This is a genomic window from Noviherbaspirillum aridicola (assembly GCF_019656455.1).
Lineage (GTDB): Bacteria > Pseudomonadota > Gammaproteobacteria > Burkholderiales > Burkholderiaceae_D > Noviherbaspirillum > Noviherbaspirillum aridicola.
Window position 1 is genome coordinate 108731 of the sequence record NZ_BPMK01000017.1, and the last position, 15064, is coordinate 123794.

The 15064-nt window shown below is 65.4% G+C and carries 18 protein-coding genes; 10 read left to right on the forward strand and 8 right to left on the reverse strand.

All coding sequences use genetic code 11. The features are described 5' to 3' along the window. Window positions 1-93 precede the first annotated feature (93 nt). From NCCP691_RS17850 to NCCP691_RS17880, 7 genes are all read left to right on the forward strand, one after another. Window positions 94-1281, forward strand: coding sequence for a UbiH/UbiF family hydroxylase (locus tag NCCP691_RS17850; protein WP_220809917.1), 1188 nt, complete (start codon window positions 94-96; stop codon window positions 1279-1281). 15 nt (window positions 1282-1296) lie between these two features. Then, entirely contained in the window at window positions 1297-2019 is a 723-nt protein-coding gene (locus NCCP691_RS17855) for a DsbC family protein (RefSeq protein WP_220809918.1), read from the forward strand. Window positions 2020-2134: 115 nt separating this feature from the next. Further along, window positions 2135-3124, forward strand: a complete 990-nt coding sequence (gene acuI, locus NCCP691_RS17860; protein ID WP_220809919.1) for an acrylyl-CoA reductase (NADPH) — start codon at window positions 2135-2137, stop codon at window positions 3122-3124. Between the two features lie 5 nt (window positions 3125-3129). Next, complete coding sequence (locus tag NCCP691_RS17865) at window positions 3130-3732, forward strand: nucleotidyltransferase family protein (RefSeq protein ID WP_220809920.1); 603 nt, start codon at window positions 3130-3132, stop codon at window positions 3730-3732. Window positions 3733-3787: 55 nt separating this feature from the next. Beyond that, a complete protein-coding gene (locus NCCP691_RS17870) occupies window positions 3788-4246 on the forward strand; it encodes a DUF3429 domain-containing protein (protein ID WP_220809921.1) in 459 nt (152 codons plus the stop codon). Between the two features lie 6 nt (window positions 4247-4252). Beyond that, window positions 4253-6046: a M61 family metallopeptidase gene (locus tag NCCP691_RS17875; RefSeq protein ID WP_220809922.1), complete on the forward strand. Its 1794-nt coding sequence runs from the start codon at window positions 4253-4255 to the stop codon at window positions 6044-6046. A gap of 181 nt (window positions 6047-6227) precedes the next feature. Further along, window positions 6228-6761 (forward strand): hypothetical protein, encoded by a 534-nt coding sequence (locus NCCP691_RS17880; protein ID WP_220809923.1) that lies wholly within the window; start codon window positions 6228-6230, stop codon window positions 6759-6761. Here NCCP691_RS17880 and trpC read toward each other — a convergent pair. The 6 genes from trpC to rpe form a co-directional block, all read right to left on the reverse strand. Then, window positions 6712-7512 carry an indole-3-glycerol phosphate synthase TrpC gene (gene trpC, locus NCCP691_RS17885; protein ID WP_220809924.1) on the reverse strand — a complete coding sequence of 267 codons (801 nt, stop codon included), beginning with the start codon at window positions 7510-7512 and terminating at the stop codon, window positions 6712-6714. The two genes, NCCP691_RS17880 and trpC, sit on opposite strands and share 50 nt — an antisense overlap. A gap of 2 nt (window positions 7513-7514) precedes the next feature. After that, window positions 7515-8552, reverse strand: a complete 1038-nt coding sequence (gene trpD / locus NCCP691_RS17890) for an anthranilate phosphoribosyltransferase (protein ID WP_220809925.1) — start codon at window positions 8550-8552, stop codon at window positions 7515-7517. Window positions 8553-8569: 17 nt separating this feature from the next. Then, window positions 8570-9136 carry an aminodeoxychorismate/anthranilate synthase component II gene (locus tag NCCP691_RS17895; RefSeq protein WP_220809926.1) on the reverse strand — a complete coding sequence of 189 codons (567 nt, stop codon included), beginning with the start codon at window positions 9134-9136 and terminating at the stop codon, window positions 8570-8572. Window position 9137: 1 nt separating this feature from the next. Further along, window positions 9138-10634 carry an anthranilate synthase component I gene (gene trpE / locus NCCP691_RS17900; protein ID WP_220809927.1) on the reverse strand — a complete coding sequence of 499 codons (1497 nt, stop codon included), beginning with the start codon at window positions 10632-10634 and terminating at the stop codon, window positions 9138-9140. 192 nt (window positions 10635-10826) lie between these two features. Continuing rightward, a complete protein-coding gene (locus NCCP691_RS17905) occupies window positions 10827-11504 on the reverse strand; it encodes a phosphoglycolate phosphatase (RefSeq protein ID WP_220809928.1) in 678 nt (225 codons plus the stop codon). Next, window positions 11501-12166 (reverse strand): ribulose-phosphate 3-epimerase, encoded by a 666-nt coding sequence (gene rpe / locus NCCP691_RS17910; RefSeq protein WP_220809929.1) that lies wholly within the window; start codon window positions 12164-12166, stop codon window positions 11501-11503. Before rpe ends, NCCP691_RS17905 begins: the two co-directional genes overlap by 4 nt. Window positions 12167-12285: 119 nt before the next feature. On the opposite strand from rpe, the gene apaG reads away from it, so the two are divergent. Further along, window positions 12286-12660: a Co2+/Mg2+ efflux facilitator ApaG/CorD gene (apaG, locus tag NCCP691_RS17915; RefSeq protein ID WP_220809930.1), complete on the forward strand. Its 375-nt coding sequence runs from the start codon at window positions 12286-12288 to the stop codon at window positions 12658-12660. Between the two features lies 1 nt (window position 12661). Here apaG and NCCP691_RS21535 read toward each other — a convergent pair whose 3' ends face one another. Beyond that, complete coding sequence (locus NCCP691_RS21535) at window positions 12662-12796, reverse strand: hypothetical protein (RefSeq protein ID WP_274387242.1); 135 nt, start codon at window positions 12794-12796, stop codon at window positions 12662-12664. Here NCCP691_RS21535 and mltA point away from each other — a divergent pair. Then, complete coding sequence (gene mltA / locus NCCP691_RS17920) at window positions 12795-14024, forward strand: murein transglycosylase A (protein ID WP_238482486.1); 1230 nt, start codon at window positions 12795-12797, stop codon at window positions 14022-14024. The two genes, NCCP691_RS21535 and mltA, sit on opposite strands and share 2 nt — an antisense overlap. 54 nt (window positions 14025-14078) lie before the next feature. Next, window positions 14079-14855 (forward strand): enoyl-CoA hydratase, encoded by a 777-nt coding sequence (locus NCCP691_RS17925; protein ID WP_220809931.1) that lies wholly within the window; start codon window positions 14079-14081, stop codon window positions 14853-14855. On the opposite strand, the gene NCCP691_RS17930 is transcribed toward NCCP691_RS17925, so the two are convergent. Continuing rightward, window positions 14852-15064, reverse strand: a 213-nt coding sequence (locus tag NCCP691_RS17930; RefSeq protein WP_220809932.1) for a hypothetical protein, incomplete at its 5' end; no start/stop codon positions are given. The genes NCCP691_RS17925 and NCCP691_RS17930 overlap by 4 nt on opposite strands.

A 15064-nucleotide genomic window follows, 5' to 3' on the forward strand; every position in this document is an offset into this window, starting at 1 on the left:
AGCTATTGGAATATGCAAGACCTTTCTTCCGCCCGGCATCGAAGCAGCAGATATAATGGCCCGAACTTCGCTTCTGCACAGGCTCGAATCTCTATGCCATCACAAGGAAAGGTTTGCGTCATCGGCAACGGCGCGGTCGGCAAGGCCGCCGCGCTTGCCTTCGCCCAGGCCGGGCTGGATGTGACGCTGCTGGCGCCGCCCGCGCGGCAGGTTGCGCCGGATCCCGCCAGCTGGGATCTGCGCGTCTATGCGCTGAATCACACCGCGCACGCGCTGCTGTCTTCGCTGCGCGTCTGGCAGGCGATGGACGCCGCCCGCGTGGCGCCGGTCGACGTCATGGATGTCAATGGCGACGGCGAGGGCGCGGGTCAGCTGGTGTTCGATGCCTGGGGGGCGCGTACCGACACGCTCGCCTGGATCGCCGAAGACCGCAACATCAATCAGGCGCTGGACGCCGCGCTGCGTTTCGCGCCCGGACTGCGCATCGTGAACGGCAGCGCCACCGCCCTGCGCCAGCTTCCCGACCGCGCCGTGGTCGAACTGGCCGGCGGCGAGACGATCGAGGCCGAACTGGTCGTCGGTGCCGACGGCGCGGAATCCTGGGTGAGGGGGCAGTGCGACATCGGCCTCGACTACCGCTCCTACGGGCAGCTGGCCGTGGTCAGCAATTTCGAATGCGAGAAGCCGCACGGCGGCGTCGCCAGCCAGTGGTTCACTTCCGCCGAAGGCATCGTCGCGCTGCTGCCGCTGCCGGGGCAGCGGCTGTCGCTGGTATGGTCGGCGCCGGAGATGCTAGCGCAGCAGCTGCTCGCCATGCCGGTGTCGCAGCTAGCCGAGAGAGTCTGCGCCGTATCCAGTCAGCGCTATGGCCATCTGCGCCCGGTGCAGCCGGAACTGGCCCGCGGCTTTCCGCTGCGCCTGATGCGCCCGCATGCGATCGTCGCGCCGCGCGTGGCGCTGGTGGGCGATGCCGCGCATGTCGTGCATCCGCTGGCAGGGCACGGGATGAACCTCGGCTTTGCCGATGTCGCCGCGCTGGTGCGCGTCGTCGCCGGCCGCGAGTCCTACCGTGATGCCGGCGATGAGCGGGTGCTCGCACGCTATGCGCGCGAGCGCAAGGAGGATATCTTGCTGATGCAGGTGGCCACCGACGGACTGGAGCGCCTGTTCGGGAGCAGCCTGGAGCCGGTGCGCCTGCTGCGCAATGCGGGACTCAGTCTCGTCAACCGGCTGCCGTTTCTGAAGCGGGCGTTGATTTCACAGGCGCTGGGAAAGCGCTAACCAAGGAAGACAATCATGATCAAACTGAACAAACTGGCCGCCGTGCTCGCACTCGGCCTCGCGGCTGCCGGCGCCTTCGCCCAGACCGGTACCGAGGCAGCGATCAAAAAGGCGATCGAGCCGCGCCTCGGCGAAGGCGTGAAGATCGACTCGGTGACGAAGACGCCGTATGCCGGCCTGTACGAGATCCGCATCGGCGGCGACATCTTCTATACCGACGCCAAGGGCGAGTACCTGTTCCTCGGCCGCGTCGTCAACAGCAAGACCTTCGAGGATTACACCAAGGCGCGCACCGACGAGATCAACCGCATCAAGTTCTCCGACCTGCCGCTCGATGCCGCGATGAAGCAGGTCAAGGGCAACGGCAAGCGCGTCATCGCGGTGTTCGAAGATCCGAACTGCGGCTATTGCAAGCGCTTCCGCCAGACGCTCAACGAGATGGACAACGTGACGGTCTATACCTTCATGTACAACATCCTGTCCGAAGACTCGGTGACCAAGTCGCGCAACATCTGGTGCTCGGCCGACCGCGCCAGGGCGTGGGACGACTGGATGATCCGCGGCAAGCAGCCCGAGGCCGCGGCCGCAAGCTGCACCACGCCGCACGAGAAAGTCTTCGCGCTCGGCCAGCGGTTGCGCGTCACCGGCACGCCCACCATCTTCTTCACCGACGGCAGCCGCATCCCGGGTGCCGTCGACGCCAAGACCCTGGAGAGCAAGCTGGCCTCGATCAAGTAAGCAGTCCGCGGATTCATCGCAGCGGCGCATGCCCGGTATCGGGATGCGCCGTTTTTTTTGGCCGGAACAGGCTTTTTCGCCGCGAACTATAATCGGTCATCACAAGGAGGGGACCATGTTCAACGCGATTCTGCTCGACAAGAACGAAGACGGCAGCACCCGCGCGCAGCTGACGCAGCTCGACGATGCGCAGCTGCCGGCCGATGGCGACGTGACGGTGCGCGTCGATTATTCGACGATCAATTTCAAGGACGGCCTGGCCATCACCGGCAAGTCGCCGGTGGTGCGCAAGTGGCCGATGGTCCCGGGCATCGACGGCGCCGGCGAAGTCATCGAGTCGTCCCATCCCGACTGGAAGCCGGGCGATGCTTTCGTGCTCAACGGCTGGGGCGTGGGTGAAGTGCATCCCGGCTGCCTGGCACAGCGCGCGAGACTCAAGGGCGACTGGCTCATCCGGCTGCCGCAGAACATGAGCGCGCGCAGCGCGATGGCGATCGGCACCGCCGGCTACACCGCCATGCTGTGCGTGATGGCGCTGCAGGATCACGGCATCCGTCCCGACAGCGGGGAGATACTCGTGACCGGCGCCTCGGGCGGGGTCGGCAGCGTGGCCGTGGCCTTGCTCGCCGCGGCCGGCTATCGCGTCGTCGCCTCCACCGGCAAGCTCGGCGAGAGCGATTATCTGCAGGCGCTCGGCGCGGCGGAAGTGATCGACCGCGCGCAGCTGTCGGCGCCGGGCAAGCCGCTGCAAAAGGAACGCTGGGCGGGCGTCGTCGACTCCGTCGGCTCGCACACCCTGGTCAATGCGCTGGCCCAGACGCGCTACGGCGGTGCGGTCGCCGCCTGCGGACTGGCGCAGGGGCTGGACCTGCCGGGCTCGGTCGCGCCCTTCATTCTGCGCGGCGTGAGCCTGCTCGGCATCGACAGCGTGATGGCGCCCCGCGCCCGGCGCGAACGCGCATGGCAGCGCCTGGCGGCCGAACTCAAGCCCGCGCTGCTCGACCGCATCACCTCCGAAATTCCGCTTGCGGAGGCGCTCGACCGCGCTCCCGACATCATCGCCGGGAAGATACGCGGCCGCCTCGTGGTGAACGTCAACCGGTGATGGGAATGACGGAAAACGGTGCGCAGTCGTTCACCGGCATCCTGCTCGCCGCGGGGCAGGGCAGCCGCTTCGATCCGGCCGGACGGCGCAACAAGCTGATGCAGCCGCTTGGCGACGGCGTGCCGGTCGCGCTCGCGGCCGCAAGAAAGCTGCTGACCGTCCTGCCGAACGTGGTTGCGGTCGTGCGCCCGGGGAGCGACTTGCTGGCGCAGCAGTTGCGCGAGGCCGGCTGCAGGGTAAGCGTGTGCGAGGCCGCACGGGACGGCATGGCGGCATCGCTCGTACATGGGCTGCACGCCGCGCCGCAGGCACCGGGCTGGGTCATCGCGCTGGCCGACATGCCCTGGGTCGAAGCGGCGACCATCGCCGCCCTCGTCGACGCCATCGACGACGGCGCGCAGATCGCCGTGCCGACCTTCGAGGGCAGGCGGGGCAACCCGGTGGCCTTCAGCCGCGGCTATCTTCCCGAGCTGCTCGCGCTGCGCGGCGATAAAGGCGCGCGCAGCCTGCTGTCCACCTGGCCGGTGACGGAAGTGGCCACCGGCGACCGCGGCATCCTGCGCGATGTCGACACGCAGGACGACCTCGATCGGGGCGCGGGTTCGTGACGCGGGGCCGCTTGCCGTTACACTGGCGGTTTTTCGTCCGCGTCTTCCCCATCGCATGAATGCACATTTTCTGAACAAGCGCCTGATCAGCCTGCTCACCGTCGGCGGCGTGCTGCCTTTCCTGCTTCTGATGCTCGCCTGCTGGGTGGTCGACATCGAATGGCTCGGCGTCTTCATACGCGCCCAGCTTGCCTGGGGCATCGCGATCCTGTCCTTCCTCGGCGGCATTCACTGGGGCGGCGCGCTCACCCGCGACGATCTCGACGCCGAGCAGACGCGCAAGGCCTTCACCTGGGGCATTTTGCCCACGCTGCTCGCCTGGAGCAGCACGCTCGCCGGCGGCTTCGGCTTCGCCGTGCTGATGGCCGGCTTCGTTCTTGCATATCAGGCCGACAAGCGTCACTTCAGCTGGTATCGCTTGCCGCAATGGTTTCTCGTCCTGCGGTTCAGGGTCACCGCCGCCGTCATTGCGACGCTCGCGCTGACCGTCATCGCCGCCAACGTCAGAAGTTAGGAAAGCATGAAAAACGCCGTCAATTACACCGTGGTCGCGCGCGACCCCGCCGCCCATCTGTTCGAAGTCACGCTGGTCGTGGACGCGCCCGATCCCCAGGGCCAGGTGTTCTCGCTGCCCGCCTGGATCCCGGGCAGCTACATGATCCGGGAATTCGCGCGCAATATCGTTCGCATCGCCGCCGAGTCGAACGGCGAGCCGGTGCCGCTCAAGAAGCTCGACAAGCACACCTGGCAGGCCGCGCCATGCCGGCGCCGGATCACGGTGCGCTATGAAGTCTATGCCTGGGACCTGTCGGTGCGCGCCGCGCATCTCGACCAGACCCACGGCTTCTTCAACGGCACCAGCATGTTCCTGTCGGTGCTCGGCAAGGAAAACCTGCCGCACGTGGTGGATATCCGTCGTCCCGAGGGCGAGATCTATCGCAACTGGCGGGTCGCGACCGCGATGCCGGAGCTCAAGGCGCGCCGCTACGGTTTCGGCAGCTATATCGCCGCCGACTATGACGAACTGATCGACCACCCGGTGGAAATGGGCGATTTCGCACTCGCGACCTTCAAGGCGCACGGCGTGCCGCACGACATCGTCATCACCGGCCGCGTTCCCGGGCTCGACATCGATCGCATCGCCGCGGACCTGAAGAAGGTATGCGAGGCGCAGATCGCCCTGTTCGAGCCGGGCAGCCGGCGCGCCCCGATGCAGCGCTACGTGTTCATGACCATGGCCGTCGGCGACGGCTACGGCGGCCTCGAGCACCGCGCCTCGACCGCCCTGATCTGTTCCCGCAACGATCTGCCCGTGCTTGGCCAGCGGGAGGCGAGCGAAGCCTACCGGACCTATCTCGGCCTGTGCAGCCACGAGTACTTCCACACCTGGAACGTCAAGCGCATCAAGCCGGCGGTGTTCGCGCCCTACGACCTGCGTACCGAGGGCTACACCTCGCTGCTCTGGCTGTTCGAGGGCTTCACCAGTTATTACGACGACCTGATGCTGGTCCGCAGCGGCCTGATCGACGAAAAGCAGTATCTGTCCGCCATCGCCAAGACCGTCAACAGCGTGCTGCGCGGCAGCGGCCGCCACAAGCAGAGCGTGGCCGAATCCAGCTACGACGCCTGGATCAAGTACTACCGGCAGGACGAGAACGCGCCCAATGCCATCGTCAGCTACTACGCCAAGGGCTCGCTCGTCGGCCTGGCGCTGGACCTGACGCTGCGGGCCGAGACCGGCGGCAGGAAATCCCTCGACGACATCATGCGCGCGCTGTGGCAGCGCTTCGGCCGCGACTTCGCGCAGGCGGGGCAGGGGCTGGGTGAGGACGAGGCGCGCGCGATCTTCGAGGAAGTCGGCGGCGTCAAGCTCAGGCGCTTCTTCGAGCGCTACGTGGAAGGAACCGAGGACCTGCCGCTGGACAAGCTGCTTGCCCCGTTCGGCGTGACACAGTCGGATAACCGCAAGGATGCCAGGCCGGCGCTCGGCATCCGCAGCAGCGGCGGCAACGGCGAGTGCAAGATCACGCATGTGTATGAAGGCTTTGCCGCCCATCGTGCCGGCCTGTCCGCCGGCGACGTACTGATCGCGATGGACGGGCTGCGCGTGACCGCCTCCAATCTCGACAAGTTGCTTTCACGCTACCGGGTCGGCGACACCGTGCTGCTGCATGCATTCCGGCGCGACGAGCTGATCGCCTTCTCCACCGAGCTGATGGCGGACGACACGCCGCGCGTGGCGTTCGAGGTGCAGGAAAAACCGGCGGCGCTCGCACGCATGCGTCGGGCCTGGCTGGGAACGGAAGGCCGCTGAGGGTTTTCTCGCGCGTAAGCCGTCGAGGGAGTGGCACGCAAGTTGCGGTACCGCTGCGGTCACCGCCGAGCCGCTGCAACGCGCCGGGCAAGAGTCCGGCATGCTGTAGCGGCTACATGCCTTTGTCTTTTTTACCGGGCGCCGGGCGGTGCTTTCGAAAACAAAGAAGACAGGAGCGCACATGAACCCGCAAACCTCGGATTTTCTCGGACGCACCCTGGTGTCCGGCACGCTTGCCGGCCTCGCCACCGCCGCCACCGCCGCCCTGGCGGGACAGCGCGAAACGCATTCCTATGCAGCCCCGCTCAATGCCACCAGCCACATCGCCTGGGGCAACGTGGCGGCGATCCAGGATCGCCCCTCGGTGAAATACACCCTGACCGGATTCCTGCTGAACCACGCGGCGACCACCTTCTGGGCCGCGATCTATGAAAAGCTGGTGGCGCCGAGGGCCGGCGCGCCGGAGACATCGATGCTCAAGCCCCTGCTCGGCGCGGCCGCCGTCACTGCCGGGGCGTACGTGACCGACTATTACCTCGTGCCGCAGCGCTTCACGCCGGGCTATGAAATGCGGCTGTCCAACCGCTCGCTGGCCGCCATTTACGGCATGCTGGCGCTCGGCCTGGTGGCGCGCACGCTGATGCAGCGGCAGCGCGGCCAGGGATTCAGGAGAACAGGCGCTGCAGTTCGGCTCCCGGATCGGGCGCCCGCATAAACGCTTCGCCGACCAGGAAAGCGTGCACGTCGGCGTCGCGCATGCGGCGCACGTCGTCCGGCGCGAGTATGCCGGATTCGGTCACCACCAGCTTGTCGCGCGGGATGCGCGGCAGCAGGCCGAGCGTGGTCTGCAGCGATGTCTCGAAAGTGCGCAGGTTGCGGTTGTTGATGCCCAGCAGCCGGGTCTTCAGGCGCAGTGCGGCGTCGAGCTCGGCGCCGTCATGCACCTCGACCAGCACGTCCATGCCCAGCCCGTGCGCGCACGCCTCGAGTTCGGCCATCAGGCCGTGATCGAGTGCCGCCACGATCAGCAGGATGCAGTCGGCGCCCCACGACCGCGCTTCGTAGACCTGGTACAGGTCGACCATGAAATCCTTGCGCAGCACCGGCAGCGCGCAGGCCGCGCGCGCCTGGCGCAGGTATTCGGGACTGCCCTGGAAGAACTGGACGTCGGTCAGCACCGACAGGCAGGCGGCGCCATGTTCGGCGTAGCTGACGGCGATGTCGGCGGGTCGGAAGTCGGGCCGCAGCACGCCCTTCGACGGCGAGGCCTTCTTGACCTCGGCGATCACCCCGGCCCGGCCGGCGGCGATCTTGCCGCGCAACCCGTTCTCGAAGCCGCGCAGATCGTCGCGCAAGACACGGTCGTTTTCCACTTCGCGGCGCAGGCTCGCCAGGTCGCGGTATTTCTTCGCGGCGGCGACTTCCTCCGCCTTGACGTCGAGGATTTTGTTGAGGATGTCGGACATGGTCAGTTGGCGGCGCCGAGCTGCTGCGTCGCCTGAATGAATTGGTCGAGTTTGCGGCGCGCGGCGCCCGATGCGAGCACTTCACGCGCCTTGAGCAGCCCGCCGCCGATCGAGTCCGCCAGCCCGGCAGCATAGAGTGCGGTGCCGGCGTTGAGCACCACGATGTCGCGCACCGGGCCGGGCGTGTCGTCGAGCGCTTCCAGCACTTTCTGCTTCGATTCGGCCGAGCCGGAGACTTTCAGGTTGCGGCTGGCGACCATCTGCAGGCCGAAGTCTTCCGGATGGATTTCATATTCCCGGATCTCGCCGTTGACCAGTTCGCCGACCATGGTGGCGGCGCCGAGCGACACTTCGTCCATGCCGTCGCGGCCCCACACCACCAGCGCATGCTGCGCGCCGAGGCGCTGCAGCACCCGCACCTGGATGCCGACCAGGTCAGGGTGGAACACGCCCATCAGGATATTGGGCGCGCCCGCCGGATTGGTCAGCGGGCCGAGGATGTTGAAGATCGTGCGCACGCCCAGTTCCTTGCGCACCGGTGCCGCATGCTTCATCGCGGCATGATGATTCGGCGCGAACATGAAGCCGATGCCGGTCTCCCGGATGCACTGCGCCACCTTTTCCGGCTGCAGATTGATGTTGGCGCCGAGCGCCTCCAGCACATCCGCGCTGCCGGAGGAAGACGACACGCTGCGCCCGCCATGCTTGGCAACCTTCGCGCCCGCGGCCGCCACCACGAACATCGAGGTGGTCGAAATATTGAAGGTATTGGCCCCATCGCCGCCCGTGCCGACGATGTCGAGCAGGCCCGTCGTATCGTCCAGCGGCACCTTGGTCGAGAACTCGCGCATCACCTGGGCCGCCGCCGCGATTTCGCCGATGGTCTCCTTCTTCACCCGCAGCCCCATGGTCAGCGCGGCGATCATGACCGGCGACATTTCGCCGCTCATGATCTTGCGGAACAGGGAGAGCATCTCGTCGTGGAAGATTTCGCGGTGCTCGATGCAGCGCAGCAGGGCTTCTTGCGGAGTGATAGGCATGCGTGTCTCCGTGATGTTTAGCGGATGCTCAGGAAGTTCTTGAGCAGCTCGTGACCCTGTTCGGACAGGATGGACTCCGGGTGGAATTGCACGCCTTCCACCGCCAGCGTCTTGTGGCGCACGCCCATGATCTCGCCGTCGTCGGTCCAGGCCGTCACTTCCAGGCAGTCGGGCAGCGATTCGCGTTCGATCGCCAGCGAGTGATAGCGGATCACCGTGTAGGGATTCGGCAAGTCCTTGAACACGCCCACCCCGGTGTGATGGATGACCGAGGTCTTGCCGTGCATGACCTGCTTGGCCCGCACCACCTTGCCGCCAAAGGCCGCGCCGATGCCCTGATGGCCGAGGCAGACGCCCAGGATCGGCACCTTGCCCGCGAATTCCTTCAGCACCGGCACCGACACGCCCGCCTCGTTCGGCGTGCATGGCCCCGGCGAGATGCAGATGCGGTCGGGATTGAGCGCCGCGATCTGCTCCAGCGTGATCTCGTCGTTGCGGAAAGTCCGCACATCCTCTCCCAGCTCGCCGAAATACTGCACCAGGTTGTAGGTGAACGAGTCGTAGTTATCAATCATCAGCAACATGTCACAGCTCCCCGTCCAGTCCGTCCTGCACCTGTTCGGCCGCGCGCAGCACCGCGCGCGCCTTGTTTTCCGTTTCCTGCCATTCCATCTCCGGCACCGAGTCGGCGACCACGCCGGCGGCCGCCTGTACATACAGCGTGCCGTCCTTGATGACGCCGGTACGGATGGCGATCGCCAGATCCATTTCGCCGCCGAAGGACAGATAGCCGCATGCGCCGCCATAGATGCCGCGCTTGGTCGGCTCCAGTTCATCGATGATTTCCATCGCCCGCACCTTCGGCGCCCCGGACAGGGTGCCGGCCGGGAAGGTGGCCTTGAGCACATCGAGGTTGGTCAGGTCCGGCTTGAGCGTGCCCTCCACGTTGGACACGATGTGCTGCACATGCGAGTACTTCTCGATCACCAGCTTGTCGGTCACGCGCACGCTCCCGGTCTCGGAAATGCGGCCGATGTCGTTGCGCGCCAGGTCGATCAGCATCACGTGCTCGGCGATTTCCTTCGGATCGGCCAGCAGCTCCTTCGCCAGCTGGGCATCCTTTTCCGGCGTCGCGCCGCGTGGACGGGTGCCGGCCAGCGGACGGATCGTGACCTTGCGCTTGCCGTCGTTCGTCTGTTCGTTGCGGACGAGGATTTCCGGCGACGCGCCGACGATCTGCATGTCGCCGAAGTTGTAGAAATACATGTACGGCGAAGGATTCAGCGAGCGCAGCGCGCGGTACAGCGACAGCGGCGAGTCGACATAGGACTTTTTGAGCCGCTGGCCGATCTGCACCTGCATCAGGTCGCCCGCCATGATGTATTCCTTGGCCTGCTCCACCGCCCTGAGGTAATCCGCCTTGGCGAATTCGCGCACCGTCTCGGTACGCACGGAGCCCGACGTCACCGGCACATCCACCGCCCGCCGCAGCATCGAGCGGAGGTCTTTCAGGCGCTGGCGTCCGCGGGAGTAGGCTTCCGGGCTGGCAGGGTCGACATAGACGATCAGGTAGAGCTTGCCCGAGAGGTTGTCGATGACCGCCAGCTCTTCCGTCACCAGCAGCTGAATTTCCGGCAGGCCGAGATCGTCGCGCGGCGCGCTGTCGGCCAGCCGCTTTTCGATATGGCGGACCGCATCGTAGCCGAAGTAACCCGCCAGGCCGCCGCAGAAGCGCGGCATTCCCGGGCGGATCGCCGCCTTGTATCGCGCCTGGAAGGAAGCGATGAATTCGAGCGGATTGCCCTCATGGGTTTCCACCACCTCGCCGTGCCGGACCACCTCGGTGCGGTTGCCATAGCTGCGCATCAGGGTGGAGGCGGGCAGGCCGATGAAGGAATAGCGGCCGAAACGCTCGCCGCCGACCACGGACTCCAGCAGGAAGGTATTCCTGCCCGTGTTCTGGGTCTGGGCCAGTTTCAGGTACAGCGTGAGCGGGGTTTCCAGGTCGGCGAAAGCTTCGGCGATCAGCGGAATGCGGTTATAGCCTTGAGCGGCAAGGGATTTGAATTCGAGTTCGGTCATGGTTCTCTCCGGGCGCTGTTGTAGAACGACGGCCAATAGCGGGGGATTTTTCAAAAAACGTTGCCGAACGTGCAAAGGCGTCGGCGGCGATCGGGGTCAGTTGGACCAGGATTGCCAGCGTCGCCACAGCCAGGCCTCAAACTGGCCAGGCGTGCATGCCTTACGTTTTTTGCCGAGAAACATGATATGGATTCAGGCGTGAATGAGGTTCGCCGCGTCAAGCAGCGAGGAAACTATACCATCCGAATCAACGTTGTGTATAGATTCGCCATGGTTGTACCCGTAGGGCACGTTGAGCACCCGGCATCCCGCCGCCCGCGCCGCCAGCGCGTCGTTGGAAGAATCCCCGATCGCCACGACCTGTGCCGGCGTCAGCCCGAAGTCCTCGCATACCTTCAGCAGCGGATAGGGATCGGGCTTCTTCTTCGGCAGCGAGTCGCCGCCGTAGACCAGCTCGAAATACCCGTCCAGCCCGGTGCTCGCGAGCAGCGGCCGCGCGAAGCCGTAGGGTTTGTTGGTGACGCAGGCCAGCCGCAGCCCCTTGGCCCGCAGCGCCGCCAGTCCCTCCCGCACGCCCGGGTACACCGACGAGTGCAGGCCATTGATCTCGATGTAGTGCCGCGAGTAGGAGGCGAGGGCGGCCTCGAAGTGCCGCTCCACGCCTGCCACGTCATAGTCGAGGGCGAGCACGCGCCGCATCAGGTTCTCCGTGCCCTTGCCGACGAAGCGGGTGATGGTGCCGATGTCGGTCGGCGCCAGGCCGAGGTCGCTTCGCATGCGATTGACCGCGACCAGAAAATCCGGCGCGGTATCCACCATCGTGCCGTCGAGATCGACGATCGCGGCGCGTATGCCTTCGAGGCGAGTCATGCCTGGGCCAGCTGTGCGCGCATGGCGTCGATCACCGTCTTGTAATCCGGCTTGCCGAAGATGGCGGAGCCGGCCACGAAGGTGTCCGCCCCGGCGCGCGCCGCCTCGGCGATGTTCTCGACCTTGATGCCGCCGTCCACCTCCAGCATGATGTCGCGCCCCGAGGCGTCGATGCGCTGGCGAACCGCGGCGATTTTTTTCAGTGCCTCGGGAATGAAGGACTGGCCGCCGAAGCCGGGATTGACCGACATGATCAGGATGATGTCCAGCTTGTCCATCACATGATCGAGGTAGTGGAGCGGCGTGGCGGGGTTGAACACCAGACCCGCCTTGCAGCCGTTATCGCGGATCAGCTGAAGCGAGCGGTCAATATGCTCCGACGCCTCGGGATGAAAGGTGATGATGTTCGCGCCGGCCTTGGCGAAATCGGGGATGATGCGGTCCACCGGCTTGACCATCAGATGCACGTCGATCGGCACCTGCACATGCGGGCGGATCGCTTCGCACACCAGCGGGCCCACCGTCAGGTTGGGCACGTAGTGATTGTCCATCACGTCGAAGTGAATGATGTCGGCGCCAGCGGCGACGACATTGCGGACCTCTTCCCCGAGACGGGCGAAGTCGGCGGAGAGAATGCTGGGGGCGATGCGGGATTTGGGCATGACGGGCAGGATCAAAAAGGAAGCGCTATTTTACTTTCGCCGCGCATCTCGTGTTGCAAGCACTCCCGTTTTCGTGTGCAATGGACGGCCGAATCTGGCCAGAACAACAAGGAACCCGCATGCCCGCGTATGAATTCAGCGTCAGCGTCCGTACCCGCTATATCGCGGAACAGTCCGATCCCGACCGCTCGCATTTCGTGTTCGCCTACACCATCACCATCCGCAACACCGGCACCGTGACCGCCCAGCTGATCTCGCGCCACTGGATCATCGTCGACGCCAACAACCGCGTCGAAGAAGTCCGCGGCCTCGGCGTCGTCGGCCACCAGCCGCTGCTCAAGCCGGGCGAGCATTTCGAATATACGAGCGGCACCGCGCTCACGACCCCGCAGGGTTCCATGACCGGCAACTATTTCTGCGTCGCGGAGGACGGCGAGCGCTTCGAAGTAAAGATTCCGGAATTCATCCTGTCGCTGCCGCGGACCCTGCACTGACTCACGGCTTGTCTTCCGGTTCGCGCGGCTTCTCCGCGGGCGGCGACTCCGGCTTGCGACCCGAAAACATCGTCCACCAGACGATGAATATCAGCAGAAACAAGGCAACGCCAGCTTCAAGCATCAACAGCCACATGCTTTCAATCCTCATGCCGTCAAAACACACAAGTGTACCCGCAAGCGCCGCCGCCCTCGCGCTCGTCCTGCTCTCCGCCTGTACCTCGGCGCCCGAAAAGCCGCCGGCGCCGGTGCCCGTCCCGGCGCAGCCGAAACCCGCCCCTGCGCCGGCGCCTGCCCCCGCCGACGTCCGCAAGCCGACGCTTTCGCCGGTGACGTTCGCCGCCCTTCCGGGCTGGAGCAGGGACAGGCTGCGCGAAGCCTGGCCCGCCTTCATCGCATCCTGCGAGACGCTGGTCAAGAAACCCGACTGGGCCGAGCCCTGCAAGGTGGCGCAGGACGTGGACGTCAAGGATGAAAAGGCGGTGCGCCTGTTCTTCGAGTCCTTCTTCGTCCCGCACCAGGTCGTCAATGCCGACGGCAGCGACAACGGACTGGTCACCGGCTACTACGAGCCGCTACTGCGCGGCGCCCGCAAGCGGTCCGGTCCCTACCAGACCCCCCTGCACCGCACGCCCGACGACCTGGTGGCGGTCGACCTCGCCGCCATCTATCCGGAACTGAAGAGCCTGCGCCTGCGCGGACGCCTCGCGGGCAACAAGATCGTGCCCTATCCGACGCGCGCCGAGCTGACGCAGTCCGGCGCCCTCAACGGCAAGGAACTGCTCTGGGTCGATGATCCGATCGACGCCTTTTTCCTGCAGGTGCAGGGCTCGGGCCGCGTACAGCTCGCCGATACGAAAGAAACGGTGCGCATCGCCTACGCCGATCAGAACGGCCATCCCTACAAGTCCATCGGACGCTACCTGGTCGACAAGGGCGAGATGACGCTCGACCAGGCCTCGGCCCAGAACATCAAGGCCTGGTTCAAGGCCAACCCTGCGCGCCAGAAGGAATTGCTCAACGCGAACCCAAGCTATGTGTTCTTCAAGGAAGAAAAGCTTGCCGATCCTTCGCGCGGTCCGAAGGGCGCGCTCGGCGTGCCGCTGACCCCGCTACGCTCGATCGCCGTCGATCCGCAATTCATCCCGCTCGGCGCGCCGGTCTTCCTCTCCACCACGCAGCCCGCCAGCGACACGCTGCTGCAGCAGCTCGTGATGGCCCAGGACACGGGCGCCGCGATTCGCGGCGCGGTGCGCGCCGACCTGTTCTGGGGCTTCGGGTCGGAAGCGGGCGAGAAGGCGGGCCGAATGAAGCAGCGCGGCACGATGTGGGTCCTGCTTCCCCGGATGCCGGCGCCGCGTTAGCGGAATGGCATCCAGCGTTACAATCGCCGTTCCAGTCCAGGAGGAGCACGAAAAATGAACTATGAAAACATCCTCGTCGAAACCCGCGACAAGGTCGGTCTTATTCGCCTCAATCGCCCGAAGGCCCTCAATGCCCTCAATGACGCACTCATGGATGAGCTTGGCCGGGCGCTGCTCGCCTTCGATGCGGACGATGCGATCGGCTGCATCGTCCTGACGGGAAGCGAAAAGGCCTTCGCCGCCGGCGCCGACATCGGCGCAATGGCAAGCTACAGCTTCATGGATGTCTACAAGGGCGAGTACATCACCCGCAACTGGGAGCAGATCCGCAAGGTTCGCAAGCCGGTCATCGCTGCGGTTGCGGGTTACGCGCTAGGCGGCGGCTGCGAGCTCGCGATGATGTGCGACTTCATCATCGCCGCCGAAACCGCGAAATTCGGCCAGCCCGAAATCAAGCTCGGCACCATCCCCGGCGCCGGCGGTACGCAGCGCCTGCCGCGCGCAGTATCCAAGGCCAAGGCCATGGACATGTGCCTGACTGCACGCATGATGGATGCGGCCGAAGCGGAGCGGGCAGGCCTCGTTTCCCGCGTCGTGCCCGCAGAGCGTTTGCTGGACGAAGCCATGGAAGCCGCCGGCGTCATCGCAGGCATGTCCCTGCCGATTGTCATGATGGTGAAGGAATCGATCAACCGCGCGTACGAAACCACGCTGAACGAGGGAGTACAGTTCGAGCGCCGGCTCTTCCACAGCACCTTCGCATCACAGGACCAGAAGGAGGGCATGCAGGCCTTCCTCGAAAAGCGCCCGCCGAACTTCCGGAACAGTTAGCAGGACGGCATGCAATAGCGGCAAGGACGCGAAGCCACGAAAAAAACCGCGCGCAGTGCTTGACGCATGACGGCGAGCACTGCATAATCTCGTTTCTCTGCTGCTGACGAACAAAACGATTCGCAGCAAGCGCCGGCAAGGAAAGAATGGCGGGTGCGGCAGACAGGATCTTTAACAATCAACAGCCGATAAGTGTGGGTACTTGGTAC

Excerpts from the sequence above, each read along its gene's own strand:
- NCCP691_RS17850 (WP_220809917.1), top strand. The coding sequence starts at position 94 with ATGCCATCACAAGGAAAGGTTTGCGTCATCGGCAACGGCGCGGTCGGC.
- NCCP691_RS17855 (WP_220809918.1), top strand. The coding sequence starts at position 1,297 with ATGATCAAACTGAACAAACTGGCCGCCGTGCTCGCACTCGGCCTCGCG.
- acuI (WP_220809919.1), top strand. The coding sequence starts at position 2,135 with ATGTTCAACGCGATTCTGCTCGACAAGAACGAAGACGGCAGCACCCGC.
- NCCP691_RS17865 (WP_220809920.1), top strand. The coding sequence starts at position 3,130 with ATGACGGAAAACGGTGCGCAGTCGTTCACCGGCATCCTGCTCGCCGCG.
- NCCP691_RS17870 (WP_220809921.1), top strand. The coding sequence starts at position 3,788 with ATGAATGCACATTTTCTGAACAAGCGCCTGATCAGCCTGCTCACCGTC.
- NCCP691_RS17875 (WP_220809922.1), top strand. The coding sequence starts at position 4,253 with ATGAAAAACGCCGTCAATTACACCGTGGTCGCGCGCGACCCCGCCGCC.
- NCCP691_RS17880 (WP_220809923.1), top strand. The coding sequence starts at position 6,228 with ATGAACCCGCAAACCTCGGATTTTCTCGGACGCACCCTGGTGTCCGGC.
- trpC (WP_220809924.1), bottom strand. The coding sequence starts at position 7,512 with ATGTCCGACATCCTCAACAAAATCCTCGACGTCAAGGCGGAGGAAGTC.
- trpD (WP_220809925.1), bottom strand. The coding sequence starts at position 8,552 with ATGCCTATCACTCCGCAAGAAGCCCTGCTGCGCTGCATCGAGCACCGC.
- NCCP691_RS17895 (WP_220809926.1), bottom strand. The coding sequence starts at position 9,136 with ATGTTGCTGATGATTGATAACTACGACTCGTTCACCTACAACCTGGTG.
- trpE (WP_220809927.1), bottom strand. The coding sequence starts at position 10,634 with ATGACCGAACTCGAATTCAAATCCCTTGCCGCTCAAGGCTATAACCGC.
- NCCP691_RS17905 (WP_220809928.1), bottom strand. The coding sequence starts at position 11,504 with ATGACTCGCCTCGAAGGCATACGCGCCGCGATCGTCGATCTCGACGGC.
- rpe (WP_220809929.1), bottom strand. The coding sequence starts at position 12,166 with ATGCCCAAATCCCGCATCGCCCCCAGCATTCTCTCCGCCGACTTCGCC.
- apaG (WP_220809930.1), top strand. The coding sequence starts at position 12,286 with ATGCCCGCGTATGAATTCAGCGTCAGCGTCCGTACCCGCTATATCGCG.
- mltA (WP_238482486.1), top strand. The coding sequence starts at position 12,795 with ATGCTTTCAATCCTCATGCCGTCAAAACACACAAGTGTACCCGCAAGC.
- NCCP691_RS21535 (WP_274387242.1), bottom strand. The coding sequence starts at position 12,796 with ATGTGGCTGTTGATGCTTGAAGCTGGCGTTGCCTTGTTTCTGCTGATA.
- NCCP691_RS17925 (WP_220809931.1), top strand. The coding sequence starts at position 14,079 with ATGAACTATGAAAACATCCTCGTCGAAACCCGCGACAAGGTCGGTCTT.